Here is a 15,901-nt window from a genome sequence, read left to right as displayed (position 1 = left end):
TCGGAATTCGGGTGATGTGAGATGTCGAAAAGGCGTTCCCCCGTTCGTCGCCCTGTCGTAGCGTTTCACCGACGAAGGGACACCCCCGTGGAATACATGATGTTCGTGGCGACCGACCCCGAGGCCGAGGAGTACGACAAGGCCCAGGACAACATCGAGGAGTGGATCGCCGACGTGGTCGCCCGCGGCGCCCACCGCCACGGTGACCGCCTCCGGCCGGTCGAGGATGCCACGCTCGTGCGTGTGCGCGACGGCGAGGTTCTCGTCACCGACGGTCCCTTCACGGAGTCGAAGGAGTGGATCGCCGGCTACGACATCATCGAGGCGGCGGACCTCGACGAGGCGATCGAGATCGCGTCGAAGCATCCGATGGCGCGCTTCGGACGCATCGAGTTGCGGCCGGTGTGGCCGCTCTAGACGTTCGCGACGCGATCGCGGACGCGCACGGGTCGGAGTGGGCTCGCGTGGTGTCCACTTTGATCCGTGTCACCGGCGACTGGTCGCTCGCGGAGGATTGCACGGCGGAGGCGTTCGAGGCCGCACTCTCGACGTGGGAGCGCGACGGCATCCCCCGCAACACGGGCGCGTGGCTCACGACCGTGGCGAAGAATCGCGCACTCGACCGGTTGCGCCGCGCTGCTGTGCTCGACCGCAAGCTGGAGGAGGTGGCATCCATGACCGAGCTCGAGCACCTGGACCCGGAGCTGCCGGACTTTCCGGATGACCGCCTGCGCCTCATCTTCACGTGCTGCCATCCCGCCCTCCCCCTGGAGGCCCGTGTCGCGCTCACCCTGCGCACGGTCGGCGGACTCACGACGGAACAGATCGCGCGAGCGTTCCTCGTGCCCGAGGCGACTGTGGCGCAGCGCATCGTGCGCGCCAAACGCAAGATCACCGAGGCAGGCATCCCCTATCGGGTGCCCTCCCCCGACCTGCTGCCCGAGCGTCTTCCCGTCGTACTCGCCGTGCTCTACCTCGCCTTCAACGAGGGTTACACCGCGCGGAGTGAGGTCGCCGACGAGGCCGTTCGAGTGACCCGCTCACTGGCCCAGCTCATGCCCAACGAGCCGGAGGCCTCCGGGCTACTGGCGCTCGTGCTGCTGCAGCACTCCCGCCGCCACGCGCGCGAGCGTGACGGCGAACTGCTGACACTCGAAGAGCAGGACCGCTCACTCTGGGATGCCGACGCCATCGCCGAGGCCCGCGCGTTACTCGGTCGCCCCTCCCCCCTCGGCCGCTACCGCCTGCAGGCCGCCATCGCCGCCGTGCACGCGAGCGCACCGACCGCGGATGCCACGGACTGGCCCACCATCGTCGCCCTCTACGACCAGCTGCTTCTCGTGGCTCCCACGCCCGTCGTCTCGCTCAACCGCGCGATCGCCGTGGGCATGGACCGCGGTCCGGATGCCGGGCTCGCAGCCCTCGACGAGGTGGCGGGTTCGCTCGGCAGCTACCCGTTCCTGCCCGCAGCTCGTGCCGATCTGCTTCGGCGCAGCGGGAGGGTGGACGAGGCCGCGGAGCAGTACGCGGCGGCCCTTGCCGTGGCATCCGGGGACGCGGAGCGTCGCGCGCTCCAGCGAGCGCTCGACGGCCTTCCGCGCGGCGGGATTGTGTGATCGACTGTCAGCACAGCCGAAGGGATTGCGATGGACTGGACTCTGGAAGTCGTGCTGGTACCGGTGAGCGACGTCGATCGCGCGATCGCCTTCTACCGCGATGCCGTCGGCTTCGACCTCGACCACGAGACCACCATGGGCGAGATGCGGATGGCACAGCTGACGCCGCGCGGGTCCGGCTGCTCGATCGTCGTCGGCACTCTGCCAGCCCACCGCGAGATGGTGCCCGGCTCGCTGAGGGGCCTGCAACTCGTGGTCTCGGACGCATCGAAGGCCCGCGATGAGCTGATCTCCCGGGGCGTTGATGCAGCGCCGATCATGGTGCTGGACGAACGGGATGGCGGCACACTCTTCTCGTTCAGCGACCCGGACGGCAACACCTGGACGGTGCAGCAGCTCAAGGTTCGGGCCGAGAAGCCGCTCATCCCTCGGGGCTAGGCTCGCGCGGTCGAGGCGTCTACCCTCGGAGGCATGAGCAGGATCTTTCGTATGCCGGTCAGCAGGGTGTACCCGCTGTACATCGCGAAGCTCGAGCGCAAGGGTCGCACGCAGGCTGAGCTCGACGAGGTCATCCTCTGGCTCACCGGCTTCAGCGAGGCCGAACTGCAGAAGCACCTCGCGGAGGACACGACGTTCGAGGACTTCTTCGCCGCGGCTCATCTCAACCCTGCTGCGGGCCTCATCACCGGCGTGATCTGCGGCGTACGCGTCGAGGAGATCGAGGATCCCCTCATGCAGAAGATCCGCTACCTCGACAAGCTGGTCGACGAGCTCTACAAGGGCAAGGCGATGGAGAAAGTGCTGCGCGTGCCCATGGTGGGCACTGGGCTGTAGCGCGTCGTGTTCATCCCCAACAAGCGCTCGTCGTCCGGATCGGAACGAGGCTACCGCGGGCTCGTAGGTCAAAGAACAGTCGCCACGGCCGCTTGGTACGAGAGGTATCGCACGTAGTCCATCGGAATCCAGGCGAATCCGTCGATGCCCCAGTTCCGACCCCAGCTGTTCTTGAGCAGGAAGTACCTCATTCCGTTTGGGGCAGTGACCGCACCGGCGCAAACCACGGCGTGGACCCTCCCCTGGCGAATAGGCAAGAGAGGCAGATCAATTACCCCCTCCGTATCGGGGAAGTAGAACTCGTCGGTGACTTCGATCACGAGTAGGGGGGATCGACCGTTCTCAAGCGACTGTTCGAGGTCGTCCTCGACTCCGTCCCAATGGAGCAGGAGCGGCTCAAGGCTGGCGCGAAACCACGGATCGACCAAACTTCCGGCCGGAGGGAGCTGAGTGTTATCGCCCAGAGAGTCGTCGTAGGGCCAGCGCGACAGCGAAGGCTGACCAACATCGGAAAGAGCGATGTCGGCATCACTCACGCGCATCCCGTCCCCAGTAGCCACCCCTGCGGTTACGGCGTGTGCCCAGACTGCTTCCGGCGCCAGGTTCTCGACGAGCGCTCCTCCACTGGACCGCGCCGACTCGTGCGAGCCTGATGCAGCAAAAGCGACGCAAGTTGGCCGGTCACCCTGATCGAGCACGTCGGGACCCAATGAGTCGCGGAGATCAATATCCGCCCTAGGCACCGTCGAGGCTCTCCTCAAACTCTTCCAGGCGGAACTGCTCGAGCCGCCGACGCCTCTCCTCCTCGTCCGGCAGCGGACGGACGAGCGTATTCAACACGCGAGATGCAAGCACCTTCTCCGGGTCGAACGGGCGAACGTGCTTGAGCTCGACTTTCCAGCTCCCGGGATGTGCCGCGTTGAATCCAATTCGACGAACGCCCGATTGACCTACGGTCACAGGCGTTGCCACACTGCCATCGAAATCATCGGCCACGCGAGGCATCGGCTCGTCCACGGCGTGCACAAGCCGCTTGGCGCGCCTTGCCCAGTCAGGGTATCCCCCGGCCACCGGCAGAGGCGCCATCCGCGGCGGGAGGTGCGCAAGAAGTTCTGACTGCATCCAGCGATATCCGGTGCTCGGATTCTCAGCTAGCTCAAAGACAATCTCGTCGCCTCTGAATACCTCAAGTTGCTCGAGATCGTCCTGCTCCCCGATCACCCACACATCGCCCCTCGGATTCGAAGGCTTGCGTCCGTGCGTGAGTTCAATCTTTGACCTCTGCGGCGAGACTCGAAGAAGGGCTGTGCGCTCGGCGTCAGATATGAAGTGGCAATTGCCTAGCTGGTGGACTGCGGCGGTGTAGCTCACGTGCATATCCCGCGCCATGGAGTATGCGGTCACCGGATTGATCGCGCTGCCTTTGGTCACGCCGTGGTCTTCGGCAACGCGGTGGAGGAGGTCTAGCGGCATGAGGAAGTGTGAGGCGAAGGTCTGTGCGTTCCGCTCCCGCTGGGTCTTGGGCAGGCCTTCGACGGTCTCCTCTGTATCTAGCGCCAGATGATCCTGATCTAGATACCAGTGTCCGATTTCATGCGCGGCAGTGAACCGCTGTACAGATGCAGGGCGGAGACGATTGATCAGTACGCCCGACGGCGCGCCCGGAGCAATCACGCCGAGCAGATCGCCCAGGTCCCAGAAGAGAAGCTCGAGACCCAGGTTGTTGATGGCAAGGAAAGGATCGACCGGCTCACTCGGGTCAAACCCAAAGTCATCGAATGCTTCCGCTGCGGCCTGCGCAGCGGCAACTCGACCGATCCCCACTGCTTCTACTCTCCCGACTTCTCGGCCGATTGCGATCGCGTCATGCCGGCTGCCAGAAACTCGGCGAACCGAACTACTTGCTGACGATCTTCATCTGATAGCTCCCTTGTCGCTCGATGGAGCGCGCTGTCGGACTCGACTGGCTCCACGTCTTCTCCAAGCAACCACTCGATGTTTCGTCGGTACAAACGTGACAACCTTCGAAGTTCGAGAGCGGACACGCTGCGTTTCCCGGCTTCAAAGGCGTGCACGCTCGTTCTAGGAATACCTAGTGCGCCGCTGACTTCTTCTTGAGTGAAGCCGACCGCCTCTCTCGCGGCTTTCAGCCGACCTGCAACGATCTGGTTCTCGATAGGTTCGGCGTCCTGAGGCATTTCAATCTCCAAGCGTTGCAACGGCGACAGCCAGCGCCATGCCACCTTCATGGCTCATCGACACAGACCAACTCTCAACGTTCAATTCTGCCGCTCTTGCCTGTGCACTGCGCGACAGGAAGACAGAGGGCGCCCCTCGGTCGTCCACCCGTACCTCTATGTCGATTGGATCGACGGTGCCGATGCCCACGCCGAGTGCCTTCATCGTGGCTTCTTTCGCAGCCCACCTCGCCGCGAGACGGTCGGCGGCGTCCCCGCACGCAGTCCGCTCAGCGAGCGTCCATACGCTTTCAAGGAAGTCCCCGCCCGCATCCTCGATCATCAGAGCGAGGCGCCGCACATCGACTAGATCGACGCCAACTGCAGTCTTGCCCATTAGGACGCGACCGTCGCAGCCGCCACCGAAGGCTGAGATGCGAGTCGAGCCTTCGCGAGAAGACTATCGATGCCGCGCTTGCCTCCGTAGGTCTTCCGCTCCGCGTTTGCGTAACCCGCAATCACCACCAGCTCGCCGACCTCGGAACCCGTCTGCTGCGCCACGAAGGCGAGGAGCCTCGCCAAGCCCACGAGGTTTCCGTAGCCGCGAGTAACGAGATACCAATGGCGATAAATCGCCGTGAGGGAGAGCATCCCGTTGACGAGCGTGAAGTCGATGTGTACGAGACAGGGGAAACTGATTTGCCGGCGGTCGGTCGACGCATACTCCTGCAACCCGAAGGCAAGGTTCTCGTCCTGATCGATCTCCCCGTCTCCGGAGACTGTCATGTCATCCGCGTTGTGCGTCCGCTGACCAGCTAGGCGCGCCTTTCGCAGGTAATGGATTCGATCCGCCAGCTGATTCACTCCACCCGACTCCTTCCCAGGAAAGGTAACCATCCGCGAGAAGTAGGTACCTTGACGGTTGTCGCGGAACATCTTGAGCTCCGGCAGCATCTCGATGTACTCGGTATAGAGAGACTTGGCGGCCTCGTCCAGTTCGCGCGCCTTTTCGGGCGGCAGGTCGGGGCTCCAAGAGAAGCTCGGCGGCGTGTAAAGCGCCTCGGGAAAGATGGTGCTTGCGACAGTTCCAACTCCCCAACGCCCTTTGCCGACGAGGGTGTCGTCGACGCTCGCACGAACCTGGGCATCGTCGGCAGAGAGCGGGTCGGCCACGGTGACCATCACGTTCGTCAAGGTCCCGCTCGCGTCGGCCTGTACGACATCGAGAAGTGCGATCCACGCGTCGCTTATGGTTTCATGCGGTTGGATGAACGTACTCATGGCATCTCCGCAATGGCGTCGTGGACGAGAGCGCTGACGGCTCCGAGCGTGGACCACTGGCTGCGTGGGACGTTGGAGAGATCCAACACGGAGTGGCCGAAGGCGCGCTTCATCTTCGCGAGGAGCCAGATCACCTCGATCGAGTCGAGGGCCGACGTTCCGTCGGCGGATCCAGCCCCCCCTTTGAGCAACTCTGCAGGTGTCGTGCGCTTGAGATGGGCGAGGGCCTTACTCATAGCGGCCTGGAGGGTAGCGACGGGCATCATGCGTGCAGCATTTGGGGTAAGCGGCATGCCGAAGCGGTCGACGACTGGTGCGCCACCGTGTGAGGCATCGGGAGCTGCCTCTTCAAACTCGAGCTCTATTGCAGTAGCGCTCATTTTGATTTGCTGTGCCATACTCTGATTGTCGGATATTCCGACGTTCGGAGTCAAGAAAACAAACTTAGAGAATGCTGTTAAAACATCGGTTCTAGAACGCTGCGCCGAGGCTGACCAAGAACCTCCCCCTGCGGGAGTCGATGGTTGATCCCCCACTTCGGTGGGAAGAACAGCTGCATGGGGGTCGGCGACGACTCGAAGCGTGCCTTGATGCGCGACCGTGCGCTCGCGAGCTCGGGCACCGCTTCTCTGCAGTACTTGTCGGTCTCGCAGAAGAGCCCCTGTGCGTCGATGGCATGGAGTCGACGCCCCCAGAGTCCGTTGAACTCAAAGCCCAGGCGCTCAAACTCTCGCTCCTGGTTGTCGACCATCCACATGATGACCTCTTGCGGCGTGAGACCGCCCAGGTCCAAGAAGACCTTCTTGATGCCGCGAATGGCGCCGGGGCCTGGCTGCGTGAAGTCGTCCTCGGAGAAGTTGATGTGCGCGGAGTAGTTGAGGTCGATGGCCGTTTGGTACGACATGAAGTCGCCCATCAGCGGAAACGTATGCAGCAGGTCGTAGACCTCGCGGAGCGACTTCGCGGCCAGAATGTTTTCGGCGAGCCCTGACCGCACGAACATGTCACGGAACAGCTCGACGTGATTGAGGTGCTTGAACGAGCGACCATATGCATTCGTGGCGCACAGAATGAACGCTCCGGTGTACAAGCCGCCGTAGAGGTCCTTGGCCGCGTTGAGCGCCTCCTCGAATCGATCACTCTGGAGGTGATCGATTCGAGGAGAGCGCCCTAGGAATCGAGTCACTTCGTCCCAGGTACGGATATTGCTGAACGTCCTGAACGCGACAATCTGGAACATCCGATCAGCCGGCGTTGAGTCGTCGTCGCGATAGGCGACGTCACGAATCATGTATTGACTGACGCGATCCGCCGCGCGAAAGACGTTGCAAAACTTGAACTCTTGCAGGATTCGGTCCTGCGACCAGGGCCAAGGATGGCCTGCCAGCCGAGACTCGAAGGCTTTTTGTCGCTCCGCGGCGAACTTCCAGTACAACTCGTAGACGCCGGGCCGCGGGACGGGTGCCTTCATTCTGAATATTTCTCCGTTTACTTCTGTCTCAAGAATACGCCAGTCGCGTGGAGATTGAAGTACCGCACGTCCTCCACGAGAGGCCGTGCGGCCATACGCTCTCCAAGCGTGTACCGAAATCGGTCCACTCCTGTGTAATGGTCAAACACTATTGCGCCACCCACGACAGTTTCCTCAGCCACGACGGCCACCGCCGCTTGTGCCGACGAGAAGTTGTCGGTGTCGATGAAGGTCAGGACTAGCGGCGTGCCGGTCAGTCGGTTCGCCGTCTCAACGATGTCACCCTTAACGAGCTCGACGTTTACCGCCGACAGATAGCGTTCGACCGCCGCGAAGTCACGGAACTCAGCACCCGGGTGGTGATACATGTCGAGCGCGCTCCGCTTGGACGGGAAGCCGCCGAAGGTGTCGAACCCGATGAGTGGCCACTCCCTGCCGAGTTCGGCGGCAAGCCTCGCCAGGAACATTGTGGTACCGCCCTTGAAAACGCCGAACTCGGCGATGGAGCCCTCGAGTCCCAGCCTGTCTGCATTCACAAGGCACTGGTAGAGATGAACTAGCGTGTTCGGGTATCCGTTGGCAATTGAAGGAACCAACAGCTGCGAATGCAGATCCTCGAACCTATCGTCGCGGAAGTCGTAGTGCGCGTAGCCGGCAACGATGACCTTTGGAGCGTAAACGACGTGTGGAAGCGCGCGCTCGAGCACGCGCTCTTTCGACTCATCGACTGCAACTATCAAGACTGGCGGCTGGTCTACAGCGAGCGATGCGAGTGGTCGCTCACCCGGCGGCTCGTCGCCGTACACCGTCGCGATCGCCTGCGGCGCAGCCCACGAGAACCAGCGCTTAGCGCGACGCACCGTCGCCCCATTCCCGAGGAGACCGAAGTCGAACACGCCATGGTCGAGTTGCTCCTCGACATCTTCGACTAGCTTGGCGAAGTCCTCGTCTCGCATACCTAGAGCCCTTGACTCTCGATGAACTCGGCCGTCGTGAACGGTTCGACCTCAATGACAGCTAGAAGCAAATCCAATGCGTAACGAGTGAGCTGTTGCGCGAACGGGACTCGCGCGGACCAATCGTGCGGAAGTGCGGTTGGATAGTAAGCCTCGAGTTGGGCGAGACCATCAACCACCCTCATCGCAGCAGCAGCTACCGAGGGAACCTCCCCGTCGAGCGAGAACTCGAACTGCCCGATCGCCACTTCAAACCCGGAAGGTCCATCGCTGAACGGTGGGACTCCTCCACCAACCAGCGCAGGCGCGAGCGCTCCGTCCTGATCCGCCAAGTACGTCTGATACTTCAAGCAGTAGACGAAGAGGTCGATCGCCGTATCGAGAAGACTCTCGTCTCCAGGGTCGGCGCCGGCCGCGACGTGCTCGACCCGGTCAACTTTCCGCGCAATGTTGCTCGCGATACCCATCTGCTCACCGCGCTTCTTCCAGGCATTCTTGTAGCTCTCGTCCTTCGCCCGATGCAACCGGATGATCGCATCACGAAGCTTGGCACCGTTGATGACGGTAGCCTCTCCCCCGATACGCGGCAGATCGGCAGAGTTGCGGAAGACGTCTTCCGTCGCCGCAAACGCCAGGTCGGAGTGCCCAAGCCGATCGATTATCACCCGCAGATCAGCATCCGATGCGGCCGCCTTCTTGGCCCAATAGAGCTCGAGCATCTGGAGGAACTGGCGAAGAAGCGGATCGGGAAACTGGTCGATACGATCGCGCGGCGACTTGCCGGCGGCGATCTCAGCCTCAATCGCAAACCATTCATCGAACCGAGCTCCGAACTCATCCCATGCAGTCTGAAACGGAGTCTCGCACCAGCCCTTCTCGTAGCCGGTGCTCCCATTGGCGCCCTCGAGAATACGAATCGCCTGCTTATCACGGTCCGTGTACAGGTGGAGCGAGGAGATAAAGAAGGTTGCCTTTCCAACCTCCACGCCGAGCCAGAACGCCAGCATCTCGTGCAGCACGCTCCACTCGAACGTGTTGATGCCCGAGAAGCCCCAAATCACATCGTTGCTCCGAACGACGATGTTCAGGTCGAGCCGACCGTCCCGAATTAGAAAGTGCAACCAGTTGTTGCAGGGAACGTCGTTGGTGATCTCGATGAAGTCCTGTGCGGGGTCGAACAGCGCAATCACTGCACGGCGAGACGAGGGATCGCGGCGCAGCAGGTCGTACACCTCGCGAATCTGATCGACTGAATCTCCCGAGCTGGCGCCCCAGCGGCGCAGGCGAGGACCGTAGGCCGCCCGCCATGTCTTGCCTCCGTCGTCGGAGTAGTTAGGCGCCCGCTCCACGTAGCGGCTCAAGAATTCGAGGTCATTGCGACCCTGCAGCACCCACATCGTTTCCGCGATCGCGAGAGCGCAATCGTTGCGCCGCCCCGGAATCGTGATGCAGCGCTCAGTTGGCCTCGCAAGCGATACCGTACGGGCAAGCAACTCCCGAGTCGGCATGCCTCGTACCGTGACCTCGGCGCCGCGTCGCTTAATATCGCGAAGCTCCGCGATGAACGCCGTCGCAGCATTCCTGTAAGTCATTTCACTCCTAACGCTGTTATGAGTGAAATTCAAGTGCACGTTCGGCCCTGCGCATAGCCCAACTTTGAGGGTCAACAGCCATTTCACTCCGCACGGTCGATTGCTATCGCCCTGGAGTGGGCGAGACCGCTGAGTCTTTTCCGTGACAGAGGTCAAGCAGGCTGCTCGCGCAAGTAGACGCACACCTAGACAGCATCCTGACCACCGTTATCAGACGAACGAGACCTCCGGTTCTTCGCCGAATTGGCTGGGAAGCTGAGGATTCCCGAGAGGGCTTTCCTAAGTGAAAGAGGCCGGCCGCGGAACAAGTCGAGGATTGTAGTCACACTCGCTTGGTGCCCCTGGAGGGACTCGAACCCCCAACCTGCTCCTTAGGACGGAGTTGCTCTTCCATTGAGCTACAGAGGCGTGGTGCATCCAGTTTAGGGCCGGGACGCCACCCAAGGATGCGGCGAGTGTTCCGAAATGGCTGTCATATGGCGCGTTTTAGCAGCCATATCGGCACACTCGGCGCTGACGTGAAGAGAGTGGCGCCTATGTCGGCGGGTACAGGAACGACACCACGGACGACGCCGGGATCGTGCGCTGACTGTACATGCCGGGCACGTAGTTGTACTCCTCGAGCGTCACGGTGCCATCGTCGTTCACGCTCTTGACGTACGCAACGTGGTTGCCGCCCGTGTATGCGACGGAGCCAGCGATCGGGGTCTTGGAGACGGTGCGTCCCAGCGACTCCCAGTTGCTCTGCCACTGGCCACCGTTGCCGCCGAACGGGGTGAGGTTCGACCAGACCCACTTGAACGGTGCCTGGTAGTAGCCCTGGTCGCGGTTGATGCGCCACGCCACGAAGTCGACGCACTCGCGGTAGTAGTAGTTGAGGGGCGACAGCCCGCCGCCCTGGTCGTCGGTGAGCTCGTAGGGCCACGGGTAGTCGTCGCCCAGCTCACGTGCGCCCGACGCGAGATACGCCTCGTTGGCCGCTGCGCGAATCGCATCCTCGTTCGCCTCGGCCAGCTGCTCGGGCGTTGTGGCGTGGAAGCCGTCACGCACTGCGTCGACAGCCGAGACATCCGCCCCGACCTCGATGGTCTGGGAGAGGGGGGACGACAGGGACGTCGACGCGAGGGTGGCCGTGGTGGCGACCTCGTTCTCCTGGCTCGCATAGGCGGGCAGGGCTGCTACCGCAAACATGCCGCCGATGGCGAGCATGGTCGCGACCACGCTGATCGGGTTGCGCTTGTCAGACGCGGGGCGGGATGCCCGAACCAGAGCCACCTCGGAGGTCGTGAGCGACTTCTTCACAGCCGCAGCCTTCGGCCGGCGAACCGAGGCACGACGGCGCTCGGTGGCAGGTGCGGACGGGGTGAACGTGGGCACGGGCACGCTGGTCACGTTCGCCATCGCGGCTTCGCGAGCGGCGCGACGGGAGACGTGCTGGACCGGCTGGGGAGGGTTCGGGTCATCGACACCCCGCACTGAAGCGGGGTCGAACAGCGCATCCAAGTTGTTGGATGGCGTGCGGTCAACCACGAATGAAGTTCCCTCCGGGCCTAAGGACTCCTTCGAGGTTAGCGAGGTGCCTCGGCAAAGTCCATTTGTCGTAATGGATTCTCGGCTAAGCCGCAGGTGCGAGGTACTCTTCCCAATCCGGGAGAGCTCGCTCGACACCCCGAACCAACCACGACGTGCCGTGCGGCGGGCGGGGCTGCGTGCGCAGATTCCAGTTCATCTCGGCTGGGGTGCGGTCACCCTTGATGTTGTTGCACCGGAGGCAGCAGGCCACCAGGTTTTCCCAGCTGTCCTTGCCGCCGCGGGACCGCGGCATGACGTGGTCGATGGTGTTCGCAGATCCGCCGCAGTAGGCGCAGCGGTTGTTGTCGCGGCGGAGGACTCCGCGGCGCGACACGGGAACGTGGCGACCACTCGGGATTCGCACGTAGTTGCGGAGGATGATCACGGACGGCCTCTCCCACGCGCCATCCGCAGCCCAGACGGGGTGCTCCATATCGGCAGCAACGATGGTCGCCTTCTGATTCATGACGAGCACGATGGCCCGCTTGAAGGACACGACGGCGAGGGGCTCATAGCCCGCGTTCAGTACCAGGGTTCGCAACGCTCATCCTCTCGAAGGGCCTGCACGGCTTGCAGGCGAGTTCGACTACCCCGGACCAGCTACGCGCGGGGAGGATGTGCGGGCAACAAAAAAGGCACCGTCAACTAAGACGATGCCTCATTGGCGCGCGCGGCTGACCGCGCTCTGCCCGCTGTGCCGTATGTAGAAGCGGGCACGAGCATCCACGGTTTGGATGCTGGACCTGCTGCACATAGGGCTCTCCTCGTACGCAATTACTCCGAGGGCTACAGGCTAACGCAGAATCGCGAAACACCGGGTTCGCGACACAAACCGTGATCTTGCGGCGAAATGAACAACCGGAGAACGGCGGAACGAGCCAATCGTGCGCCGCAGGGGCGGCGGCGCACCAACCAGCTCAGATGCCGATACGAACGATGTAGTAGCCGCTGTCGTAGATCGGGCGGATGCGCACGACGTCACCGTAGTCCGGGGCGTCGATGAACATGCCGTTGCCGAGGTAGATGCCGTTGTGGCCCGGGAGCGTGACGATGTCACCGGGGAGGGCGGCGTCCGTCGAGATCGCGGTACCGCTCGCGGCGATGCCACTCACCGAGTGGGGCAGTGCGATGCCGAACTGCGCGTAGACGTAGGACACGAAGCCGGAGCAGTCGAAGCCCGCGGGGGTCGCGCCCCCGTAGACGTAGGGAACGCCCTGGTACTGCTGGGCCACCGCGGCGACGGCCGCGAGGTCGAAGTTCGGGTACGGCGGGTTGGCCAGAAGGTCGGAGATTGAGGGGCCGGATGCCGCGACTGCGGCAGCAGCGGCGGAGGCCGCTGCCTCCGCCTCGGCGGCGCGTGCGGCGGCGAGCTCCTCGGGCGTCGTGGCACTGAAGCCATCGCGCGAGGCGGTGAAGGACGATGAAGCACTCGCGACGGCGAGGTTCTGGGCATCCGTCGTCTTCATGGCCTGAAGCTGGGTGGTGGCTTCCTCGCCCGACTTGTCGACGGGGCTGATGGCGTAGGCCGGCAGCGCGACGGTGGCGAACAGGCCGGGCACGACGAGAGTCATGACGGCGGCGCTGAGAACGCTCGAGCGGAGCTTCGCCGACGACGGTCGGGCGAATCGGGAAGCGGGTGCGGGGAGGCTGGGGGTTGCCGTGGTCTGCACTACGAGTTCGGTACTGCGGTGGTTCTCGGGTCCTGCATTCGTCAAGAGATTTAGCCTCCTGGCGCCTCGGCAACTGTAGGTTGTTGCCCCATCCGTTTCGTATGTATCCACGTACCTGGATGAGACGGGCTAAAGCGAGGCGCTCAACTCAGGGTCCCGGGCCGGCATTTCTGGCCCCCGGGGACCTTGCGAGTGTACGCGAGGTTCGTTGGATTGTCACGGCGGGGTAACGCCGTCAAGCTGGGAAAACCCTGAGTCAGCTTCCGACGAAGATGTGCACGGCCACCTCGTTGGGCAGTTCCAGGCCGTCCTCGAAGCCGTCGACCTGCACGGCGACGTAGGAGCCAGCAGCGGAGAATGTGGCCGTCGCGCCCGGGAGGACTCCGGCGCTCTGGAGCTGCTGGAGGAGCTCCGGCTCGAACTGGACGGGCTCGCCGAGCCTGCGGATGACACCGCTGCGGACAGCCCCGTCGACCCCGATGAAGTCGACCAGGTTGATGACGCCGTCCATGAAGGCTGGGGCGGGTACTCCGCCGAGCTCCTCGAGCCCGGGGATCGGGTTGCCGTAGGGCGATTCAGTGGGATTGCCGAGCATGTCGAGGAGTCGGCGCTCGACCTGCTCGCTCATGACGTGCTCCCACCGGCACGCCTCGTCGTGCACGTAGGCCCAGTCGAGTCCGATGACATCCGCGAGCAGACGCTCGGCGAGACGATGCTTGCGCATCACGTGGATGGCGCGGGAGCGACCCTCGGCGGTGAGTTCCAGGTGACGGTCACCCTCGACGACGACGAGACCATCACGCTCCATGCGGGCGATCGTCTGGGACACCGTGGGGCCCGAGTGACCGAGGCGCTCGGAGATGCGGGCGCGCAGAGGCACGATGTGCTCCTCCTCGAGATCGAGGATTGTGCGCAGGTACATCTCGGTGGTGTCGACGAGGTCCGTCATGGAGTCAAGCCTAACGTTGCCGCGATCTAGGATTGTCCCCATGCCCAGCCTCACCATTCCCTTTGACCTGCTGCCCATCGACGGACGGTTCGGCTGCGGCCCCTCCAAGGTGCGCACTGAGCAACTCGAACATCTTGCGGCGAGCGCGACCATTCTCGGCACCTCGCACCGGCAGGCACCGGTCAAGAACCTGGTTGGTCGAGTGCGCGAGGGCCTCGGCGAGCTTTTCCGCATCCCGGACGGCTACGAGGTCGTGCTCGGCAACGGCGGATCGACGGCCTTCTGGGATGCCGCGGCCTACTCGCTCATCGCACAGCGCAGCGAGCACCTCACCTTCGGCGAGTTCGGTGCGAAGTTCGCGCAGGCCGCCACCGCGCCGCACCTCTCCGCTCCGCGCGTGATCAAGGCGGATGCCGGCACCCGCCCGTCGATCGAGATCGACGACGTGGATGTCTACGCGTGGCCGCAGAACGAGACATCCACGGGCGTCATGGCTCCCGTGACCCGTGTTCCCGGCGATGCGCTCACCGTGATCGACGCCACGTCGGCCGCTGGCGGCATCGACTTCGACGCCTCGCAGGCCGACGTCTACTACTTCGCCCCGCAGAAGAACTTCGCCTCCGATGGCGGCCTCTGGTTCGCCCTCTTCTCCCCCGCCGCCGTCGAGCGTGTGGAGACGATCGCAGCCTCGGACCGCTACATCCCCGAGTTCCTCTCGCTCAAGAACGCGATCGACAACTCGCGCCTCAACCAGACGCTCAACACCCCCGCGCTCAGCACGCTGCTGCTCCTCGAGGACCAGGTCAACTGGATCAACGCGAAGGGCGGCCTCGCGTGGGCCGACTCGCGCACGACCGAGTCGTCGTCGGCGCTGTACGAGTGGGCGGATGCATCCAGCTACGCGACCCCGTTCGTTGCAGACCCCGCCGACCGCTCGAAGGTCGTCGTCACCGTCGACTTCGATGAGTCGGTGGATGCCGCGGCCGTCGCCGCCACGCTCCGCGCCAACGGCATCGTCGACACCGAGCCCTACCGCAAGCTCGGACGCAACCAGCTGCGCGTGGCCACGTTCGTCGCGATCGACCCGTCCGACGTGCGTGCCCTCATCGCCTCGATCGAGTACGTGGTCGAGAACCTCTAGCCGTCATCGAACCCGGCGGGTGGTCGAAACGTGTTGACCTGCCTCACGAAACGGGTGATGCCGTGGCGCCCGCGACGGCGGAACGCTCCCGGGCCGAATACGTAGAACCACCACCGGGTGATGTCGCCGTTGCGGTCGAGCTCCAGTTCGGCGACGGGTTTGGGGGCACGGCCCGGCCGCAGGGCGACAACGTTGCTCCAGTCCACGACGAGGATCTCGCGCACCGCGTCATCCACGATCCGCATGCCGTGACCATCTACGATCAGGAACCCGGGTCCGAGCACAACGTCTGACGTACTTCCGACCGGCGTCCACAGTGGATCGAGCGTGATGCAGAACACCGCTTTGTCGTCCGCCGTCAGTTCGGCCACCCTCGCCCGAAGCGGCGCCCTGAAGAAGTAGAGCGTCAGGACCCACGAGCTGACGATCACGACCGTCCCGGCGTAGAGAATCGGGACGCCGACCAAGACCATCCACACGGCGGATGGACGGACTATCGTCCACGACACCAGCAGCCCGAAGCCCCAGGCAACGGTGGCGCAGAAGAACACGACACCGGCCACCCGGTACCTGCCGCGGAGCTTCGGCAGGTAGTCCCTCATCCAAGAAGCCTAGGCGCCCCTCATACCCCCGCGAAAAGCC

General features: G+C 63.6%; 19 protein-coding genes and 1 tRNA gene. 5 read left to right on the top strand and 15 right to left on the bottom strand.

All coding sequences use genetic code 11. From position 1 onward, the window contains the following. The first annotated feature begins 87 nt into the window (after positions 1-87). Genes HDC94_RS05455 through HDC94_RS05440 form a run of 4 tightly spaced genes read left to right on the top strand, consistent with a single transcriptional unit; the run spans position 88 to position 2,450 of the window. Complete coding sequence (locus HDC94_RS05455; RefSeq protein WP_179495612.1) at positions 88-417, top strand: YciI family protein; 330 nt, start codon at positions 88-90, stop codon at positions 415-417. A 50-nt stretch (positions 418-467) separates the two neighbouring features. Beyond that, entirely contained in the window at positions 468-1,616 is a 1,149-nt protein-coding gene (locus tag HDC94_RS14875) for a sigma-70 family RNA polymerase sigma factor (RefSeq protein WP_308495633.1), read from the top strand. 30 nt (positions 1,617-1,646) lie between these two features. After that, complete coding sequence (locus HDC94_RS05445; RefSeq protein WP_179495608.1) at positions 1,647-2,054, top strand: VOC family protein; 408 nt, start codon at positions 1,647-1,649, stop codon at positions 2,052-2,054. A 33-nt stretch (positions 2,055-2,087) separates the two neighbouring features. After that, complete coding sequence (locus tag HDC94_RS05440) at positions 2,088-2,450, top strand: DUF2200 domain-containing protein (RefSeq protein ID WP_179495606.1); 363 nt, start codon at positions 2,088-2,090, stop codon at positions 2,448-2,450. 68 nt (positions 2,451-2,518) lie between these two features. Here HDC94_RS05440 and HDC94_RS05435 read toward each other — a convergent pair whose 3' ends face one another. The 14 genes from HDC94_RS05435 to HDC94_RS05370 form a co-directional block, all read right to left on the bottom strand. Beyond that, positions 2,519-2,986 carry a C1 family peptidase gene (locus HDC94_RS05435; RefSeq protein ID WP_179495604.1) on the bottom strand — a complete coding sequence of 156 codons (468 nt, stop codon included), beginning with the start codon at positions 2,984-2,986 and terminating at the stop codon, positions 2,519-2,521. 199 nt (positions 2,987-3,185) lie between these two features. Beyond that, a complete protein-coding gene (locus HDC94_RS05430) occupies positions 3,186-4,274 on the bottom strand; it encodes an ImmA/IrrE family metallo-endopeptidase (RefSeq protein ID WP_179495602.1) in 1,089 nt (362 codons plus the stop codon). A gap of 5 nt (positions 4,275-4,279) precedes the next feature. After that, complete coding sequence (locus tag HDC94_RS05425) at positions 4,280-4,699, bottom strand: helix-turn-helix domain-containing protein (protein WP_179495600.1); 420 nt, start codon at positions 4,697-4,699, stop codon at positions 4,280-4,282. Continuing rightward, on the bottom strand, positions 4,650-5,024 hold the full coding sequence (gene acpS, locus HDC94_RS05420) for a holo-ACP synthase (RefSeq protein ID WP_179495598.1): 375 nt from the start codon (positions 5,022-5,024) through the stop codon (positions 4,650-4,652). The genes HDC94_RS05425 and acpS overlap by 50 nt, the downstream gene beginning before the upstream one ends. Next, positions 5,024-5,908, bottom strand: coding sequence for a hypothetical protein (locus tag HDC94_RS05415; protein ID WP_179495596.1), 885 nt, complete (start codon positions 5,906-5,908; stop codon positions 5,024-5,026). Before HDC94_RS05415 ends, acpS begins: the two co-directional genes overlap by 1 nt. After that, a complete protein-coding gene (locus HDC94_RS05410; protein ID WP_179495594.1) occupies positions 5,905-6,174 on the bottom strand; it encodes a hypothetical protein in 270 nt (89 codons plus the stop codon). The genes HDC94_RS05415 and HDC94_RS05410 overlap by 4 nt, the downstream gene beginning before the upstream one ends. A gap of 191 nt (positions 6,175-6,365) precedes the next feature. Continuing rightward, on the bottom strand, positions 6,366-7,379 hold the full coding sequence (locus HDC94_RS05405; protein ID WP_179495592.1) for a nucleotide kinase domain-containing protein: 1,014 nt from the start codon (positions 7,377-7,379) through the stop codon (positions 6,366-6,368). Positions 7,380-7,396: 17 nt separating this feature from the next. Continuing rightward, the gene (locus HDC94_RS05400; protein ID WP_179495590.1) at positions 7,397-8,335 is read right to left on the bottom strand and encodes a TylF/MycF/NovP-related O-methyltransferase; all 939 of its coding nucleotides are present in this window, start codon (positions 8,333-8,335) and stop codon (positions 7,397-7,399) included. A 2-nt stretch (positions 8,336-8,337) separates the two neighbouring features. Then, a complete protein-coding gene (locus HDC94_RS05395) occupies positions 8,338-9,927 on the bottom strand; it encodes a thymidylate synthase (protein WP_179495588.1) in 1,590 nt (529 codons plus the stop codon). Between the two features lie 333 nt (positions 9,928-10,260). Then, positions 10,261-10,335 (bottom strand) — tRNA-Arg (locus HDC94_RS05390). A 126-nt stretch (positions 10,336-10,461) separates the two neighbouring features. Further along, positions 10,462-11,457: a CHAP domain-containing protein gene (locus HDC94_RS05385; protein WP_179495586.1), complete on the bottom strand. Its 996-nt coding sequence runs from the start codon at positions 11,455-11,457 to the stop codon at positions 10,462-10,464. Between the two features lie 85 nt (positions 11,458-11,542). Beyond that, positions 11,543-12,040, bottom strand: coding sequence for an HNH endonuclease (locus tag HDC94_RS05380; RefSeq protein WP_179495578.1), 498 nt, complete (start codon positions 12,038-12,040; stop codon positions 11,543-11,545). A 376-nt stretch (positions 12,041-12,416) separates the two neighbouring features. Then, complete coding sequence (locus HDC94_RS05375; protein ID WP_218870456.1) at positions 12,417-13,214, bottom strand: C40 family peptidase; 798 nt, start codon at positions 13,212-13,214, stop codon at positions 12,417-12,419. Positions 13,215-13,425: 211 nt separating this feature from the next. Next, entirely contained in the window at positions 13,426-14,118 is a 693-nt protein-coding gene (locus HDC94_RS05370; RefSeq protein WP_179495576.1) for a metal-dependent transcriptional regulator, read from the bottom strand. A 40-nt stretch (positions 14,119-14,158) separates the two neighbouring features. Between HDC94_RS05370 and serC the strand changes: the two genes are divergently transcribed. Then, positions 14,159-15,259: a phosphoserine transaminase gene (serC, locus tag HDC94_RS05365; protein ID WP_179495574.1), complete on the top strand. Its 1,101-nt coding sequence runs from the start codon at positions 14,159-14,161 to the stop codon at positions 15,257-15,259. On the opposite strand, the gene HDC94_RS05360 is transcribed toward serC, so the two are convergent. Then, entirely contained in the window at positions 15,256-15,861 is a 606-nt protein-coding gene (locus tag HDC94_RS05360; RefSeq protein ID WP_179495572.1) for a hypothetical protein, read from the bottom strand. The genes serC and HDC94_RS05360 overlap by 4 nt on opposite strands. Positions 15,862-15,901: the final 40 nt, after the last annotated feature.

The organism is Leifsonia sp. AK011 (assembly GCF_013410945.1).
In the GTDB taxonomy this organism is placed as follows: Bacteria; Actinomycetota; Actinomycetes; order Actinomycetales; family Microbacteriaceae; genus Rhodoglobus.
Note: the sequence above shows the minus strand (reverse complement) of the source record. Positions and strands in the feature narration are given on the sequence as shown.